We start from the raw sequence: 18,341 nt of genomic DNA, 5'->3' as shown, positions 1-18,341 counted from the left end.
TTATCTTTGCTCCAATACAGAAATAATCTTACCTAATAACGCGTTTGCTACTGGATCAATTCCATTTAAATCAGAAGCCCCAGCATTTTCCTCAAAACGACATACCAAAGCAGAAATCCAATCTCTAACAAAACGCTCATTATAAGGTGTCGGTTGCTCGGGTAATAATAATAATCCTTTTAAAGGTTCCTTAGGGGCAAAAATATGCTCACCTTTTAACCCTCTGGTCATGGGACGTTGTTCCAAAGCTATATTAAAATAGCCCAGCCAATTCACAAAATTACCAATCTCTATCTCAGCCAATAAAGCCTGCGTTTCACCTCTTAACGACGAACTCCCTGTCAAAGAAGCATTTTTACGCAATTTATCTGCTAATTGATCTCTAAGGTCTAGCCTTCTGGATAATAAAGCAATTTCGGCAGTCAATGCGGTTAGTTGCTCTGATGGCATTTGATAAGTATCAGCCACATACTCTTGGCTTGCAAATTGATCCATTACACTATTCCATTTAGCTAATGCCAAATCAGCATATTGTTCATGACGATCCTTAGCTGTTGCTGGTTCTTCAACCTCTGTGCTTTGTGGAACGTTTACGTCTTCTGCATCAGGAAACATATCTTGGAACAAACTATCAACATCACTGGCCCTGCCCATTAGAAACCTCTGATTAGCCGACTGCGTTTCCAAACTGCGCCAAGCTTCTATCATTTGATCTCTGGTAACTTGCAGGCTGGATATTAATGGCCCAAACATTTGCGCCGCAACACACCTCATCAAAGAACGAGCAATGGTTTGCGCTTCCAAAGAAGCTTTTTGAATAGCCTCTTCTTTATTACCACTATGATAAAATGGTGCAATAAATCTGGATAAATTAGCACTAAACTGGTTGGTCTGTGCTGCAATTTGTTCTAGTTTTAAATTCGCATCACAAACTTTACTGAGCGCATTGGCAAGATAGGTAATACCTCCATCATTAGGCATTAATACTGCCTCCCAAGCTTGTTCGGGATCAGCCACATAACGTTGAATAGAGACATTAGCTAAATAAGCTTGTTTCATCGTATCAACCAGTGTTTGAGCTCTTGAGGCTATTCCTACTTCTTTGGAGATATTATTAATATGCTGATAATCCATGACAGCAGGAAAGCTTATCGCAGGACTACGCAACCAATAAATATTATTAAAAGGTCGACTGTTTTTCCAATCTTCTACCCAGCTACTCGTTTTAAAAAAATCCAATAGGCTCGCATTAATTCTTGCTGTCCACCTTGAACCCGATGAAGGAGCATCTCCCTCTTTTTGTTCAAATTCACGATCGAACTTGGTTAAAACAATAAATAAATTATCTCTTTGCTTGGTCCTATCAGCCGAGGTTGCACCAATACTGGTTTTAATCCAACCATCAATCATTCCTGGTAATGTGGATACACTTTGAATTGAATCCCCAATACATAATAACATGGCGGAAATTTCACGTTCAGCTTCATAACGTTGAAATAAATAAGCAACCTTGCCACGTAAGAACAAACGTCCCAAAGCCTCAGGAGCCTCAAGAAACTCTTGAGCATCATAAATCATTTCCCGAGACCTTGCCCCTGGAAAGTCCAGCAAATCTGTCTCTTGTAAAAATGGCCAGGGCGCATCCCCAACAGGGACTGTAATTTCTGCTGTTAAAGCCGTGACAATAGAACGATTAATCGTTACTTTTTTCTGATTTGGAGTCAATAAAGTAATCGCATCGCCAGGGTCAGCTTGACCAAGGGTAAAAAGCGTTTCTACATTTAAAATGCTTCTTTCTCTAGGGCGCAGGGCATCTGTCGAACAATATACAAAATCAGGTTGCCCCATTTGCTCTAAGACCATAAATAAAGAGCGTGCCAAATTGGTAAATTCAGGCAATCCATTCCACAAAGGCGAAAATAAAACCGCACATTCACTTGCTGGTAAAGATGGCACCATCTCTTTTAATTTTTGCCAATATCCTTCACCAAGCTTTTCTAAACGCTGATAGTCAGGATATAAAGCTTGTAAATACTCAAATAACCCTTCTACATCATCCAAATCTAAAATCGTATTTTGGGCATTGGCAGAAGCTACTGCGGTATTAAACAAAGCATCAATTTTTGCTTCTTCCATAGATAACTCTTTGACTTTAAAGTCTTCGAGCGATGTATTAGTTAAAATCTTAATAATATCTGCTGCCGATAATAGGCGCAAAGGAACAGGCATATCCTCTTGAACAATGGTCGGCGTTTTCGTCGTAAACCGAGAAACCAATCCCGTTGATTCATTCCCCCCTTGGGGGTTCATATCTTGTAGAAAATTTAGTTTTTCACCCTTATAATGGGCCACCAAGGTTTCCCCTGGTTTCGTAGCAAGGCTTGATACTAAATACGATTTCCCTGACTGAGAAGCACCAAAGACAGCAATGGCGGGAGGTTGATGAGAGGCCCTGTTTAGTTGGCGCGCTTGCCTGCGAAACCTTCTTAAACTGGCCTTTAGACGCTCCCCATCCCCTTTAATTGCTTTGGGATTTTCTGTAAACCAAGTTAAGGTTTGTTCAGATGCTTTTAATACATCACCATTACGGGCTTGTTGTATTTTTATTATTGTTTGATTATCTTCAACCATCTTGATTATTTCTTTCCTTAAGCCAACGTAAAGCGACCTGTATCACGCCAATATCCCTCGACATTTTGCATGGTCTGCAAACGCAAAGATAAAATACGTGGAGGATATTGTTCACCATTATGATCAATGACTTCTGCCACTTTAAATTGCTCTCTGCCTGAATAATCATTTTGTGCTTGCTCTTTGTCCAGATCAATATCCTGTCTGACAATCTTAACCGTTAAAGGCAATGCTACTCTGTTAAATCCAGGAAAATTACCGAATTCCAACGTGTATAAAGGCGAGGCTGGCCAACGCTCTATTCCCAACTGACGAAACCCAATACGTGTCGTATTTTCAAAATCTTGAATGGTAAAACCAACCTCTTCGTTGTTATTGCCTTCTAGATCTATATTTGAAAGCCAAACATTTTTATTTCGTAGCTGTCCATTTTTCTCCAAACGACCCAAGAAACGTGCCGTCGAATACATTTTTAAATCACGCGTTCTGAGCACAAAATTTTGAAGCTTTCCTTCTGCTTGCAAACATAATGAAGCCCCAACAACAACGGTTGTCTTGGGATCACTAATCCGATTTCGCTCATCACGAAATGCATAATATGCCCCTACTCTATAATGATACATTCCAACAATTCTATGAGGCGGCACAGGCATTGCAGCCTTGATCATATCAACAATACGTCTGAAACGAGACGGACGACCCGAGACCAACAACACATCACAATCATACGCCCAGATTGCTTCGCAAAGGTTAGAGATTACCTCTCCCATCACATGAGAAATAGAAGCCTCTACATGCTGAACTTTAACAGCAATCTTAACATCGGTGATATCAAAATTCTTTGCTCCAGCCAACTCGGCTTGACGATGAATATAACTGGCAGATCGGGCAATATTCTCTTTATCTTTACCTAAAATATCTCGAACATAAAAAGGATTTAACCCCTCGATACTTCTATCCGTAAGAGATTCATATTCTTTTAAAACAGCAATCGAGATTGGTTCCAAAATATTACTGACGAATAAACGCCTAAGATGGCGCTCTTGTTCTGATTGCCCCCCCCAATCTTGACCAATCATACGACTAAGCAACACTTGAGTATCTTGGACGCCTGCTTTTTCCAAAGCTTCTGCCAAAGGAGGCAATACAACATTGGTAATTACATGTTCCAATATATCATCGCCCGCTACTTTGAAACTTTCACGGAATTCTTGCTTGGGGCAAATCGTTTCTCCAGATGGAACATGATAAGAGCTGATCATCAAATCCGTTGTTCCACCACCAATATCAATGCTGGCTACTCTAATAGAAGGTAGATTTTGATCCTTTTGCTCTGGATCAGGCCGTAAACGACCATGCAAGCGCATGAATTCATCCACATTCCCCCCTAAACGCTCAGTAATTTCATTATATAACCAAACAATTTGCGTAGCTGTAGCCTCGTCCAAACGACATTGTAATTGCGGGCGTGTATCCCATGGTAACCCCAGCATTTTCCAGCAAAGATCTATGGCTGCTTTGGTTCTGGTTTGTAAAATTTTTTGCTCTGCAACAGGCATACCAGGTGGCATCGTTAAAACAATAGAACGTAATCTACGCCTCAGGGTTTTATCCTGACGTTGTTCTCTGTTTTGCGGAGAATTCATTTGCAAGCGCGCTTGCATTAAAATTTCGACAAACATAAAGGTAAATAAAGAACTGCGAGAGAAATTAGGTTGTGTCGCGATATTTTCCCCTGATAGGCGTTCTTCATCAGATAAGACACGTCCTTCAGGAGATATCATTGCCATAAAAGGACCATTTACAGGAGGATCAATAATTCGACCTCCATCACTAATAGAACGACTATTATAACGCCAACTTTGCAGAGATAAACGTCCATCCCAAATATACCGTTTAGGAGACGTCAGTCCTGTTAACCCTTCATTTCCTATACGCATACCCGCTAAATGAGCTGCTTCAAACCCTACCCTGACAGGACTGGGCCAAAAAAAGGCTTTGGCACGGCCTGAACGACGAGACAATAAATCATTACCAAAATTCGCTTTGGCAAACTCAATGGCGCTAGGAAAAGGTTGATCATATTCTAAATAAGGACGTGTAAGATCTCTGAGTGCCAAAGGATAGCTGCTGGAGAAATTTAAATCCTGCCCCAAATGATCTTCAATTAAAATACCACAACTTCTTGAATTACCTAAATCTAATACTAAATCAACTTCAACAATATTTTGAAGGTTTTTAGCCGCACCACCGTCTAATAAATGAATCGTTGGCATTTGTTGAATTTCTTGCAGAATTTGCAAAAGAGTTTGATAAACTGCATAATGCCAGCAATAATATGAACGATCTGTAAAAGATTTTTGCTCTGATTTCTCTTGAGCTTCTTGCTGAACCTTTAAAAGCCAATCTCCAACCCAAGCCTCGTTTAAAAACCAAGCAATATCCCCCAAAGAAGAAACAAATTTAAAATGATCTTGGCGTTGGCTATCTTCAAAAGTCGGTGCATTATATAAACCGTCACCGGATAATTCCTCTAAAGTCGTATCAAAAACAAGATCAAGATGAATTTGATCTTTTTCCATTTCTGCAAAGCGACCTCGCACCCAATTTCCTGGCCCTTTACGGAATACTTTACTGCCACCCTGTTCAGAAGAAAGCAATGCAAAAAAAGGTAAAGGCAACCATTGATTCTTTAAGAATTGAATCACTGATTTCCAAGTCACATCATAAATTTGATCTTCTGGAGGAGCACGGCCCGTCAAGGGGTCTTTGATAACCCCTGTTTCTTGGTCTTCTTGTAAGGCATGCAATATATAACGTGGTCTACCATCTTCGTATTCACCGTCACGTTCCTCCCAAAACCAGCATCGAATATTCTTAATCTGCTCAGTAGAAAAAGCGAAGGACCAAAATTGCAAGCCACTGTCAGGAATAAGCGTAATAGTGCGGTTCATACGATCTTTACTCTCTTAATGATTAAAAAGTCAGTATTGATTACTATAATTAAAGCAGAAAACAATATTAATTTTATAAATTTATTATGGTTTAATTTTGTTTAAAATAATATTCATTATGTTGCTTTTGATATGTTTTTTGATTAAAAAAAGCATATAAAAGCCATAAATACTATTCATCATGTATTCTTCTATATCATACATAAAATAAAACAAAGTAACTACATCAAAAATCATGAGTGATATCAACATAGATAAACAAAGAAAATTACTGCCAATCGTTGCGGCAATTGCTTTTTTTATGGCATCGTTAGATACGACCTCTGTTAATACGATTATTCCCTATTTGTCTGGTGTTTTTCACGCTCCTTTGGCTGTTACGAAAAATATAATTATTTATTATATGATTGCTAATGCCATATTCATTCCTTTGACAGGTGTTTTATGCCAAAAATATAGCTGTCGTATTGTTTTTTGTATTGCCTTATGTATTTTTACTTTGGGCTCTTTTCTTTGTGGAATTTCGCATACATTAAATCAACTTTTGGCCGCCCGAATTATCCAAGGAATAGGCGGTGCTATGATGTTACCCGTTGGGCGCTTGGCGATTATTCAAACATTTCCTAAAAAAGAGCTGGTTAAAGCACTAAGTTTAGTGACTATTCCAGGGCTTATGGGCCCCTTAATTGGCCCAATTGCTGGAGGGATGATTGCAACATATCTAGATTGGTCTATGATTTTTCTGATTAACGTTCCGTTTGGCTTAGTTGGTATTTATTTTGCACTACATTATTTTCCCAGGCAAAGTGACAAAGCCGTTCGTATTGATCGATGGGGATATATTATTTTTGCAGCGGCAATTGCATTAATTACCTATGCACTAAGTCTTTACAGTGAAACACAAAACTATACACCACCCACGATCATCTTTTGCATCGGATTATGTTTACTGGCTCTATATTGGGTAAGATCGTTGTATCATGATTATCCTTTATTTAGCCCCACTCTTTTTAAAATTAAAAGCTTTTCCATTGGTATATTAGGAAATCTGGTTGCACGATTAGGCTGTGGTGCTGTTCCATTCATGATTCCTTTAATGTTACAAAGATTAATGGGGCTATCCCCCGTAGCTTGCGGCGTGGCAATGTTACCTCTTGCCTTTGCAGCTATGATTGCCAAGCCTTTTGTATCGCACTCTATTAAATTTATGGGATACCGCAATTTCCTATTTATCAACACTATTCTTCTAAGCGCATCTTATATGTCTTATTGCTTTGTTAATGATCATTCCAGTTGGACCTTTATTGCAGCCTTAATGTTTATCACAGGCTTTATTAACTCTATGCAGTTCACAGCAATGAATACTTCTACTGTATTAGATCTATCAGCCAAAAGACAACCTGCAGGCAGTTGTTTGTTATCAACCGTTATGCAAGTTTCTATGGCAGCGGGCGTTGCAGTTTCTGCGATATTATTAACATTAGATGAGAAAATTCATCTTCATGCTGTGCCTGCGACACATTTTCATTATACGTGGTTTTATCTTGGTTGTATCACAGTGATCAGTGCCTTTATCTTTATGTTTATGCCAAATAAAAGAGTATAAATGTGCTATGCCTTGGACATTTTCCCATCCTGTTGTCGTTTTTCCCATAAAGCAATCTAGAATAGGAAAGTTCTTAAACCTGCCAGCTCTTATTAGAGTATAAATGTGCTATGCCTTGGACATTTTCCCATCCTGTTGTCGTTTTTCCCATAAAGCAATCTAGAATAGGAAAGTTCTTAAACCTGCCAGCTCTTATTATTGGCAGTATATCACCAGATTTATTTTACTCGGTTGGATTATATAACATCTCGACCACGGCACATCATTTTACGGGATGGTTATATACAGCGTTTCCACTTTGCATTGTAATTTTTATATTACTATCGATGCTTTCTTCTAGTTTGAACAAAGCCCTGCCTATTCCTATTAAAGCCTATAATCAATGGAGCCTTAGAGGTTATATTATAATTGATATATCTCTATTTATTGGCGCCGCAACACATATTATATGGGATGGTTTTACACATGAAACTGGCAGTTTTGTAAGAAATATCAGTTTTTAACAATATAAATAGACAAGAAATGTGTATTTATAAACTGTTACAATATTTAGGATCATTCTTTGGTTTGTTATATCTTGTCATTAAATATCGACAATATCATTTTAAATCAAGCTTTTCTGATCTGAACAGCTTATCAACCAACAAAAACTCTATAAATTATTAGGAATTGCAGTCTTTTCAATGGGACTTGTTTTCCCTTTTGCTTTGCAATTTTCATATCAAAAAACTGGATATCATTTTAACAATTTCGTTTTTAATCAACTTAGATTAACAGAGTTAGTTTTTGTTATTTTGGTTTTAATATATGCGTTAAGGATAAACCGTTACAAACCTATGAAGCGTTAGTATTTTATTCGTTAATTAAAGACACCTTTAGATCGTCTTTATTCAAAGATAAAATATCCCCAATAACCAAATAAGTATAAATCACATATCGATCGGCTTCTTCTGTTGATAATCAAAATCATTCAGTAACCTTGCTAATCGACTGGCTTTTAACATATAACTGGATAACGAGGTCGTTTCTAACTCAATAGAAGTTAAAATCTCTTCACTGAATTGTAATGCTTCTTCAAGTGTTTTAGCATTTACAGGAAGATTACTCATTTCATTTCCCCTTAACCGCATTATTCATAAAAAACAACTTCTGACGAGCATAAGATACCCAGACATGGCGTGTTGCGAACCAATCCGAACCAATCAACATATTCATTGAATCATGCAGAGGAGAAACCGTTAAGGTTGGGTTGGGTTCTATATCGTCGCCCAATTGAAAGGATTTGAACTTGTGCCAATAATACCGAGTGCTGCGCATATCCACACCACTGGCAATTCCTCCTGGATCTTGGGTTAAGATATGGTACGGCACTCCTATTTTTAAAGCCGTATCAAAAGCCACAATTCGAGAGCGTGCGCCACTATCCAGTAATGCCACCAAAGGTTTGTGATCAACCTTAACATCCACAAAAGGACGATGCCCCACCATTTTTAATGGCACAGATTGCATATTATCCCCCCAAAAGGGCGGAACATGACATAACATAGAATAAGACTCAACGTGCCAAAAAGATAAAATTCCCGCTTGGACATTAAACTCTAAATCAAAATGAGATAAAATATCTGCACCAATTAAACCAATCACAGGAATATCAAGCCTGGGAGAGGAAGGTAAATTTCCCAACGGTACTGATAAAGGCCCTATGGTCAGTTTTCCCAACCCCATACGTTGAATAAGGACATTTTGCACCAGCTCTTGTCCCCCTCTGGGGCCTTGCACAACTGTTTGACGATTAGGGTCGATAGGAAGGTTTAGTAACTTTGCCCCTCCTGGAGAAATCAAACTGCCTTCTGATCCTGTATCCACGACCATGTTAAAATGACGGCCATTTAACGTTACTGTGACCAGTAAAAATCCCCCAACATCTTTTAAAGGTGCTTGCCCTATTTTTTCATAATCACACGAATTTTGTGCTTTGACATCAGATGAAACAACACTAAAAAAAACTAGTACTAGTAACAGACTATAAAAACAAAAATACAAGTTTCTTTTCATATTTCCTTATCCTGATGCGCACGCGGATGTGCTTTTTCCCATATTTTTAATAATTGAGTTTCATCCATTAACGTATATCTCTGTGTTGTAGAAAGACTGGCATGCCCCAATAACGTTTGAATCGTTCTGAGATCACCACCATTTTGCATAATATGCGTGGCAAAAGAATGACGTAATGCGTGTGGTGTAGCCAATTCAGACAAACCCATCATGCGTCGATATTCTCGCATTGTTTTTTGTGCAATAGATGGATTTAATCGCTTTCCTCTTAGTCCAACAAAAACAGGATTTTTACCTTCTGAAATGCCAGGGTATTGTGCCTTCCATTGTATTAATGCCTTTGCAACCATCGGTAAAATAGGCAATATTCGTTCTTTATTCCCTTTTCCCAAAACCCGTAGCATTCCACCATCTGCATTTAATCCTGCATGATACAAGTCGATCCAATCTAATCCTAACGCCTCAGATAAACGTAAACCACAACCATATAACAGCGTGAATAGCGCAATATCTCGACTTTGTGCCAATGGGGATTGATCTATAATAGCTATATCTTTGGCAAGTGCGGTTGCTTCTTCCTGAGACAAAGGATGAGGTAAAGGCTGTTTCACCTTTGGTGTATTTAACAAAGTGGGCGCAATATTTTCCACTTGATGATAAAGGGCAAGATAACGATAAAAAGATTTTAATGCCGATAACCGTCTGCGACGAGTACGAATAGCTGCATCTTGAGTATGTCTTCCGCGACCTAATTGAGGATTATTCAGAGCTTTTGCATTCTCATCAGCCAACCATGAACGTAAATCCTTGTGAGAGACTGTAGATAAAGTTTCCTTGGTGGGCTCCTCACCGAAATGCACGGTTAAAAATCCCAAAAACCGAGTTAAATCTTGCTGATATGCGGTCAAACTATGTTGAGAAGCCCTGCGGCTATCCCTCATCCAACCTAAATATTGTTGTAATAATTCAAAAGCCAGCATTCATTTTACCTTGATTTACAGTTCACTATTATTTCCATAAATTACAAAAATGATGCAATGGACCATGACCATGACCAACTGATAGTTGGTTGCTTGATTTCAAAGCCTCTTCTAAAAATTCTTTGGCATTTTCAACAGCTTTTGGGACAGTCATCATTGGTAATAAAGCTGTAATTGCCGAAGACAACGTACATCCAGTACCATGGTCATTCTTTGTTATAATTCTCTTTCCAACAAACTCATATGTTTCTTGTGAGTTACATAATACATCACGACAAATATCACCTATTAAGTGCCCACCTTTTAATAAAACCCATTGGGACTTTGATTGTAATATCCTTTTTGCCTCTTGCTCCATTTCGTCAAAAGCAATTGGCTCTTTAATATTTAATAAAACGCAAGCTTCAGGAATATTTGGGGTTATCACTGTTACCTGGGGTAATAAAATCTCTTTAATCGCTAAAACTGCAGATTCATCAATCAAAGAATCTCCACTTTTTGCCACCATTACAGGATCCAAAACAATATTTTTCACAGCATATTGTTTTAATTTTGCGGCTACGACCTCCACAATTTCTGCATTAGCCAACATTCCGATTTTAACAGCATCAACAGTTATATCTTCGAAAATAGTATCTATTTGCTCACCAACAAATGCAGCATCCATTGTTCGATAAGATCTGACCCCTTGGGTATTTTGGGCAACAACAGCCGTAATCACTGACATGGCATAGGTTCCAAGTGCAGAAAATGTTTTAATATCAGCTTGGATCCCAGCCCCACCGCTGGGATCGGTGCCAGCAATTGTTAAAATATTTTTTATCATTGAACCTATTTCCTATTGAAATATATTATTCGTTTTTATCTAAATATTTGATATAACTTAGAAATAACTTTTTAAAAATCCTTATATTTTCACTTTATAATTTAAAATAAATAATGTCTTTGTAATAAAGGAGGCTTTTATGACTTTCTTCGCATTAGTTTTTCTTAAGTTTATAATTGGTTTTATTATTGTCATTTGTTATTTTAACCTTTCTGGTAAAACGCAAATTTCTCAAATGTCTCCAATTGATTTGATTGGTAACTTTATTCTTGGTGGTATTATCGGTGGGGTCATTTATAGTGATACCATTCCGATGTATACTTATGTATTGGTACTAATTATTGGCACATTCTTAATGCATTTGCTTAACAAAGTAGCCAAAAAATTTGAAATATTTCGATCATTTACACTGGGTGACCCTATTACAATCATTAAAAATGGTCAACTCATGATCGATACAATCAATAACAAACAAAACAAAATCGATATGATTAACTTATTATCTATTTTACATTCAAGAGGTATTGGCTCTATTCAAGAAATACATTACGCCCAAGTTGAACCTAATGGACAACTTACAATCATTGAACAAAATCAAAATGAGCCTTCAATTGTTTTAATCTTAAGAGGTGAAATACAACGTTTACCATTAGAGTTGTTTGATACTGACAATCAATTTATTGCGCATTTATTAGAAAACAATAAGCTAGAATTAAAAGAAGTCTTTATTGCTGAATATTATAGCAAAATGATTATCATCACACTGAATGATGGTAAAAAAGTAACGGTTCCTGTGACTTTGAAACCAAAAGATCAATCTTAGATATTGCTAAACTTATTTTATCAAAAATAAAAGAGGAAATAACCTGAAGCGAAAAACATTGTTCTTTATTTGCTGCTATCTTATAAATAAGAGTATAAGTCATACTATGTTCCATTAATACACTTTAAATATTATGCCCCCTTCTCATATTCTGCCTGTTTTATTACCTTACCCTCTCAAAGAGCCTTTTTATTATCAAGTTCCCCCAGAACTAGAGTATGAATCATTGAGACCCGGCACATTGATTATAGTGCCTTTAGGTAGCAGAGAAGAAATGGGCGTTATTTGGGAAAAACACAGTTTACCAAAAGGTATTTCTTTACCTGAAGAAAAGCCTAAGAAAATAAATAAAATAAAATCTATTATATCTATTTTACCGATTCCTCCCCTACCTACTATTCTCCTTGAATTTATTGATTGGGTTGCTGCATATACAATATCACCTCCAGGGTTGGTTTTGGCCATTGCACTACGTGGTATTCAAACTTATGCCTCCACCAATGTACCCAAATCAGGATGGATTTTATCCGACACTCCAATCGACACAATCCGTGTGACTCCTGCTCGAGAGAAAATTATTCAATTTTTAAAAGATAAAGAAAATCCATTTACAACTGGTTTTTTGACGGATGCGTTACAAGTGAGTTCCAGCGTCATTCAAGGGCTTGCCAAGGCTGGTATTATAGAGGAAAAGCTTTTACCTTATCATTGTCCATTCCTCGAACCTGACCCATCCTTTCATATTCCTCTATTATCTGATGAACAACAAGAAGCAGCAAACTTTCTGAGTGTAAAAGTCAAAGAGCAACAGTTCTCTGTTACCTTGCTACAAGGCGTTACTGGTTCTGGAAAAACCGAAGTGTATATGCAAGCTATTGCAACTTGTATAGAGCAAGGACAACAAGTTTTAATTTTACTGCCTGAAATTGCACTTTCCTCACAGTGGATAGAGCGTTTTGAAAAAAGGTTTGGCGTAAAACCTGCGCTTTGGCATTCTGACTTAACCAATAAACAACGAAAATTAACTTGGCAAGCCGTTATTAACAATGAAGTTTCTGTGCTTGTTGGGGCAAGGTCTGCTTTATTTCTTCCTTTTACCCATTTGGGGCTGATTATTATTGATGAAGAACATGAAACCTCCTTTAAACAAGAGGAAGGGATTATTTATCACGCCAGAGATATGGCGATTGTAAGAGCCAGATTATCAAATTGCCCAGCGGTGCTTGTCTCCGCAACACCATCGCTTGAAACCCTAACCAATGCATATCATCAAAAATACCACCATTTGACGTTGACTGCGCGTCATGGCGGAGCCTCTATGCCTGATGTTCAAATCGTTGATTTGCGTGCAACACCACCGCATAGAGGCTTATTTTTATCTCCACCTTTAATCATAGCCACTCAACAGCGACTTGAAAAAGACGAACAAGTTTTATTCTTTTTAAATCGACGAGGATATGCACCGTTAACCCTGTGTCGTGCTTGTGGGCATCGTCTGGAATGCCCTCATTGTTCGGCTTGGTTGGTTGAACATCGTCGCACTCAACGTTTGGTTTGCCATCATTGTGAGTATTTTATTCCTATTCCCAAAGAATGCCCTCATTGTGATGCACCCGACAGCATGGTTCCTATTGGCCCAGGAATAGAACGGATTACAGAGGAAGCACGCGCAACGTTCCCTGATGCCAAAATCCTTGTGATGTCGAGTGATAGCTTAACCAGTCCCAAAGCAACTGCTGAAGCCATTCGCCAGATTGACCAGAAAGAAGTCAATCTGATTATCGGCACGCAAATTGTTGCCAAAGGCTGGCATTTTCCATTTTTAACGTTAGTGGGTGTGATTGATGCCGATCTTGGACTAAGTGGTGCTGATTTGCGAGCCTCTGAAAAAACATTGCAACTGTTACACCAAGTTGGAGGTCGAGCTGGACGCGCACAATCCGCAGGGATAGTGATGTTACAAAGCTACCTTGCCGATCATCCCGTTATGGAAACATTAGTCAAAGGCGATTTCAACGAATTTATGTTACAAGAAGCCGCCGAACGCCAAATGGGATTTTGGCCGCCTTATGGTCGTCTGGCCGCCATTATCGTCAGTGCAGATACGAGTGATGAAGCGATGCAAATTGCTTATGAACTTGGACAAAATGCCCCACAAATGGAAGGTGTGATTGTTCTTGGTCCTGCTCCTGCACCTTTGGCTTTACTGCGCAATCGCTATAGACAACGGCTGTTACTTAGAACGCAGAAACATATCGCCATTCAACCGATTTTACATCAATGGCTATCTAGCGTAAAAGCTAAGAAAAGCGTTAAAATTGATGTGGATATTGATCCTATTTCATTTTTGTAAAGCTTATCTATTCTTAATCTGCAATATGATCAATCATTTCTTTAGCTTTATCGAATAATGCCAAACACTTTTTTTGTTGTAATTGAACGGAAATAGTTTTTTTAATAGAAGTCGGTATATTTGCTGCAAATATTTTCACCTCAATTGCGGCGTTAAGCTGCTCATCAATATCCTCAGCAAATATATCTATCCATAATTTTTGAGCACCAATCTGATGCTGTAAAGAATCAAATGTAAATTCTATCCATTTATATGGTTGGTAATCTATATTATCTAAATTACGTTGTTTAGAATATGGATTATAGTTAGCTGTTATTCCACTAGCAAAGGGTAAGCAAGGAGGATTAGTTAAAATATTTCTACTTATATTTCGTTCACAATAATAAGCTACTTTTATTTTTCCTTTCGCTGTTAAACGCACAGTAACATTTTGTGCGGGAATACTCCCTTGATTATCAATAGAGATACAAGCTATCCAAGAAAGGTTATTATTAAAATTTTTATCTAATTTAGAAAATTCATTTTCACTCTCTATCAACCAATAGTTATGTTCTCTTTCATAATTATAATATTCTTCTAAAGTAATTCCAGGATTAGCATTATAAAAGCGATTAATATGTGACATTACTAAAGAATATGGTTGTGGTTCTACGGGATATTGATTTCTTAAATATTTTTCTAATTTACGCACTTCTTCATAGGTTAATGAAACAAAAGCATCGCGCGATAAAACTAGTTTATCTGTTTTCTCTTGGTCATCTTTCTTCTTTACAGAAATCTGAATATCAGGCTCTTGTTTTGTATATTTAGCTAGTTCTTCTTTTAACCGCCGTATTTTTTTTTGCTCTTCATCTTCCTCTAAACCACGTTTCCATTCATCAGGAATACGCTTAAAAGCTAATTGAATGTCTGGATCTAATGCTTTTGCTGCTACGCCCAAATCTCCTGACAACAAATAGAATTCTCTATCTTGATATTTATCCCTTAGTGCACATGCTGTTGCAACAATCATATCATCTGTTACACGATCATCTAAAATATGACTATATTGACGAGATGGTGCTATATTCTCAACTGTTAGTAAAACACGCGGAACCGTTTCTTGAATTACATAAGGTTCTAAATTAGCATCTATAATACTTGCTAAGATTGTATTAACCTTTAATGCACGACGTTTAATTCTTGGTTTAGAATCATTTTTTTGCTTATCTAGCTCTGCTATAACACGCGAAGTAACAATCACATTAATGCTATCAAAACTCCCTAATATAGCCCAATTCAGAGTCTCGATTTCTCTACATTCATGAAAAAAATTAGTATCTACAATTAAGGATAATTTGTGCATTCAGTTTCTCTTTAGTTGAAACGATTATATTTTGTTTATTATATAAACATTATTATTACTTACCCATCACCTTATTCACATAATCTCTAGGCGTAAAACCCAACCTTTGTTTAAACACAGTCGTAAACGCGCTGGGGCTGTCATAGCCAACTTGTAATGCAACTTGAGTAATTGGTTCACCAGAGGTCAATAATTCCAAAGCGACTTGCATCCGTTTTCTGCGTAGCCATTCGACAAAACTCAACCCTGTTTGTTTATAGAATTGACGTGTGACTGTGCGGTCGCTGACCTTTAATCGTTTAGAAAAATCAGCCACAGACCAAGGGTAGTCTAAATTTTCAGAAATATAATGACAGATTTCTTGATACTCCAGATCTTTGGGATAAGGCAATTCGAATGCATATAAATCCGACAAAGAACGTAATTCATTTAAAAAAAGTTCAATCGTCCATTCTTCAATAGAATGAGGTAAATAATGACTATCGATCCCAACCAGTTTTGGCATCAACGCATGCATTAACGGCGAAACATTCACGACTTGAGTTTTATAGGGAAAATCAGCACGCGCAAACGGATCAACATAGATACTATATAAAGACGTATCCTTAAGCATTGTCAGCCTATGCATCGACCCTGCAATAATCCAAATACCATCTTTTTCTGTAATGACCGAGCAGCTTGTCTGTGTTTCTACTCGAATCAGCCCTTTTTTAATGACCAATAATTGCACACATTCATGCCGATGCAACTTGTCTTCAAAATGCTCACTCGAAAAATGATATTCTTTAACGGATAAGAGGGTCAAAACAGACTAACCATTCATGCTATATATTATCGAACATACGATAATTTACAGCAGTTTTAATGCTAATAATAGAACAAATTGTCCATTTTGAGAAAAAACATGTCTGGGCTTCAAAAGCGAATCAAATTTACCTTGGTTATACTGATCTCAATCGTCATTATTAAAGACATTTTAAAAAGGTAAACTCCAATGTTGACTAATCCAGAAACAAAATACCGCCCATTTAACGCATTCCCTTTTCCTGAACGCACATGGCCGAATAACACCATTACCAAGGCTCCAATTTGGTGTGCTGTGGATATGCGTGATGGCAATCAATCTTTAATCAACCCTATGGATCATGATCGTAAAATTCGCTTTTTTAAGTTGTTAGTCGATTGTGGCTTTAAACATATTGAAGTCGGCTTTCCATCCGCCTCTGAGACAGAATTTAACTTTGTTCGTTACTTAATTGATAACAACATGATCCCTGAAGATGTCACTATTCAAGTATTAACGGCTGCCAGACCAGAATTGATCGAACGCACCTTTGAAGCGTTAAAGGGTGCAAAAAAAGTCGTCATTCACGTCTATAACGCCATTGCGGAAATCTTCAGACGAATTGTGTTCAATAAATCTCAAGACGAAATTATCGATATGGCCACGACAGCCACACAATTAGTGGTCGATCATTGTAATAAAAATCCAGAAACTCATTGGACATTTGAATATTCGCCCGAGAATTTTTCGTTGGCTGAAATCGATTACGCCATTCGTATTTGTGAAGCGGTGGCTGATGTATGGAAACCTTCCGAACAAAGACCAATGATTATCAATTTACCCAGCTCTGTAGAAGCCAGCACTCCGAACGTCTTTGCCGATCAGATCGAATATTTTTGCACGCATTTTTCACAAAGAGACAAAGTATGTATCAGCGTCCATCCTCATAATGACCGAGGCACCGCCATTGCAACCGCAGAATTATCCTTACTAGCCGGTGCTGATCGTATCGAAGGATGCTTATTTGGTAATGGCGAACGTACGGGCAATGCTGATTTGGTTGTATTAGCTTTGAATCTATATTCCCAAGGGATCCATCCTAACCTTGATTTCCATGATATTAAACATATTGGTGAAGTGGTCAAAGAATGTAACGAGCTTCCAATTCATCCAAGGCATCCTTATGTTGGTGATTTAGTGTTCAGTGCATTTTCTGGTAGCCACCAAGATGCCATTAAAAAAGGCTTTCAAAATCGCCAAAAACAAAATCATACTTATTGGGAAATGCCTTATTTGCCAATTGACCCTGCTGATTTGGGATGTAGCTATGAAGCCGTCATTCGCGTAAACAGTCAATCCGGAAAAAGTGGCGCTGCTTGGATTTTACAACAAAATCATGGAATTGAATTGCCACCACATTTACAACGTGAATTTAGTACTATTATTCAACAAAAAACAGATCAATCAGGTCATGAATTAACCCCTGCTAAAATCTGGTCTATTTTCCGTGAGCACTATGGCTTAACAGGTCAAAACAAATTGACCTTGCAAGAATTCAATGTCGAGCAAAATGCGCCCAACAACACCAAATTGAAATTAACATTGAATATTGATGGTAAAAAATCAACAATGGAAGGTGAAGGTAATGGTGTATTATCCGCAGGAACAGCAATCTTAAAAGAAAAAACACATCTAGATTTTCGTATTGTAGAATATAATGAACATACTTTAGGGAAAAATAGTGATAGTCGTTCAATAAGCTATATCAAATGTTCTAATAAAACTGGTGAGAGCTTCTGGGGGGTTGCTATTGATAATGATATTCTTAGCTCTTCATTAAAAGCGCTATTAAACGCAGTCAGTAAATTTATAGGATAATCATTAAAGAGGCTCTTAGTCCAAAAACTACTAAGAGCCTCTTATACTGTTTTAAAGTAATTCTGCAAATATTAAAATATTATAAATTGTTATAATCAATCTTAAG

The 18,341-nt window shown here is 37.6% G+C and carries 13 protein-coding genes; 5 read left to right on the top strand and 8 right to left on the bottom strand.

The window, feature by feature from the left end; genetic code table 11:
• Both QMN76_RS01375 and QMN76_RS01370 read right to left on the bottom strand, forming a co-directional pair.
• Entirely contained in the window at nucleotides 1-2,631 is a 2,631-nt protein-coding gene (locus tag QMN76_RS01375) for a virulence factor SrfC family protein (protein WP_282023086.1), read from the bottom strand.
• A 17-nt stretch (nucleotides 2,632-2,648) separates the two neighbouring features.
• Complete coding sequence (locus tag QMN76_RS01370) at nucleotides 2,649-5,585, bottom strand: virulence factor SrfB (protein ID WP_282023087.1); 2,937 nt, start codon at nucleotides 5,583-5,585, stop codon at nucleotides 2,649-2,651.
• Between the two features lie 235 nt (nucleotides 5,586-5,820).
• Here QMN76_RS01370 and QMN76_RS01365 point away from each other — a divergent pair, with 235 nt between their 5' ends.
• Both QMN76_RS01365 and QMN76_RS01360 read left to right on the top strand, forming a co-directional pair.
• Nucleotides 5,821-7,191: a DHA2 family efflux MFS transporter permease subunit gene (locus QMN76_RS01365; protein ID WP_282023088.1), complete on the top strand. Its 1,371-nt coding sequence runs from the start codon at nucleotides 5,821-5,823 to the stop codon at nucleotides 7,189-7,191.
• A gap of 110 nt (nucleotides 7,192-7,301) precedes the next feature.
• Entirely contained in the window at nucleotides 7,302-7,694 is a 393-nt protein-coding gene (locus tag QMN76_RS01360; protein ID WP_282023089.1) for a DUF4184 family protein, read from the top strand.
• Nucleotides 7,695-8,120: 426 nt separating this feature from the next.
• Here the strand turns inward: QMN76_RS01360 and QMN76_RS01355 are convergent, their stop codons facing one another.
• The 4 genes from QMN76_RS01355 to thiD are packed head-to-tail and all read right to left on the bottom strand — an operon-like array spanning nucleotide 8,121 to nucleotide 11,052.
• Nucleotides 8,121-8,300, bottom strand: a complete 180-nt coding sequence (locus QMN76_RS01355) for a hypothetical protein (protein WP_282065636.1) — start codon at nucleotides 8,298-8,300, stop codon at nucleotides 8,121-8,123.
• A gap of 1 nt (nucleotide 8,301) precedes the next feature.
• A complete protein-coding gene (locus QMN76_RS01350) occupies nucleotides 8,302-9,246 on the bottom strand; it encodes a retroviral-like aspartic protease family protein (RefSeq protein WP_051461854.1) in 945 nt (314 codons plus the stop codon).
• Entirely contained in the window at nucleotides 9,243-10,226 is a 984-nt protein-coding gene (locus QMN76_RS01345) for a tyrosine recombinase XerC (protein ID WP_282023090.1), read from the bottom strand. The genes QMN76_RS01350 and QMN76_RS01345 overlap by 4 nt, the downstream gene beginning before the upstream one ends.
• A gap of 28 nt (nucleotides 10,227-10,254) precedes the next feature.
• A complete protein-coding gene (thiD, locus tag QMN76_RS01340; protein ID WP_282065635.1) occupies nucleotides 10,255-11,052 on the bottom strand; it encodes a bifunctional hydroxymethylpyrimidine kinase/phosphomethylpyrimidine kinase in 798 nt (265 codons plus the stop codon).
• Between the two features lie 139 nt (nucleotides 11,053-11,191).
• Between thiD and QMN76_RS01335 the strand changes: the two genes are divergently transcribed.
• Nucleotides 11,192-11,875, top strand: coding sequence for a DUF421 domain-containing protein (locus QMN76_RS01335; protein WP_282023092.1), 684 nt, complete (start codon nucleotides 11,192-11,194; stop codon nucleotides 11,873-11,875).
• Between the two features lie 133 nt (nucleotides 11,876-12,008).
• Nucleotides 12,009-14,228 carry a primosomal protein N' gene (locus QMN76_RS01330; RefSeq protein ID WP_282065633.1) on the top strand — a complete coding sequence of 740 codons (2,220 nt, stop codon included), beginning with the start codon at nucleotides 12,009-12,011 and terminating at the stop codon, nucleotides 14,226-14,228.
• Nucleotides 14,229-14,241: 13 nt separating this feature from the next.
• On the opposite strand, the gene QMN76_RS01325 is transcribed toward QMN76_RS01330, so the two are convergent.
• Nucleotides 14,242-15,573 carry a PIN domain-containing protein gene (locus QMN76_RS01325; RefSeq protein ID WP_034337285.1) on the bottom strand — a complete coding sequence of 444 codons (1,332 nt, stop codon included), beginning with the start codon at nucleotides 15,571-15,573 and terminating at the stop codon, nucleotides 14,242-14,244.
• Nucleotides 15,574-15,628: 55 nt separating this feature from the next.
• Nucleotides 15,629-16,378 carry an AraC family transcriptional regulator gene (locus QMN76_RS01320; RefSeq protein WP_282023094.1) on the bottom strand — a complete coding sequence of 250 codons (750 nt, stop codon included), beginning with the start codon at nucleotides 16,376-16,378 and terminating at the stop codon, nucleotides 15,629-15,631.
• Nucleotides 16,379-16,567: 189 nt separating this feature from the next.
• Between QMN76_RS01320 and leuA the strand changes: the two genes are divergently transcribed.
• Nucleotides 16,568-18,235 (top strand): 2-isopropylmalate synthase, encoded by a 1,668-nt coding sequence (leuA, locus tag QMN76_RS01315; RefSeq protein ID WP_282065632.1) that lies wholly within the window; start codon nucleotides 16,568-16,570, stop codon nucleotides 18,233-18,235.
• Nucleotides 18,236-18,341 lie beyond the last annotated feature (106 nt).

It is taken from the genome of Commensalibacter papalotli (ex Botero et al. 2024), assembly GCF_947179115.1.
Taxonomy (GTDB): Bacteria; Pseudomonadota; Alphaproteobacteria; order Acetobacterales; family Acetobacteraceae; genus Commensalibacter; species Commensalibacter papalotli.
The sequence above is the reverse complement of the archived record's forward strand: the minus strand, read 5'-3'. Positions and strand labels throughout refer to the sequence as shown.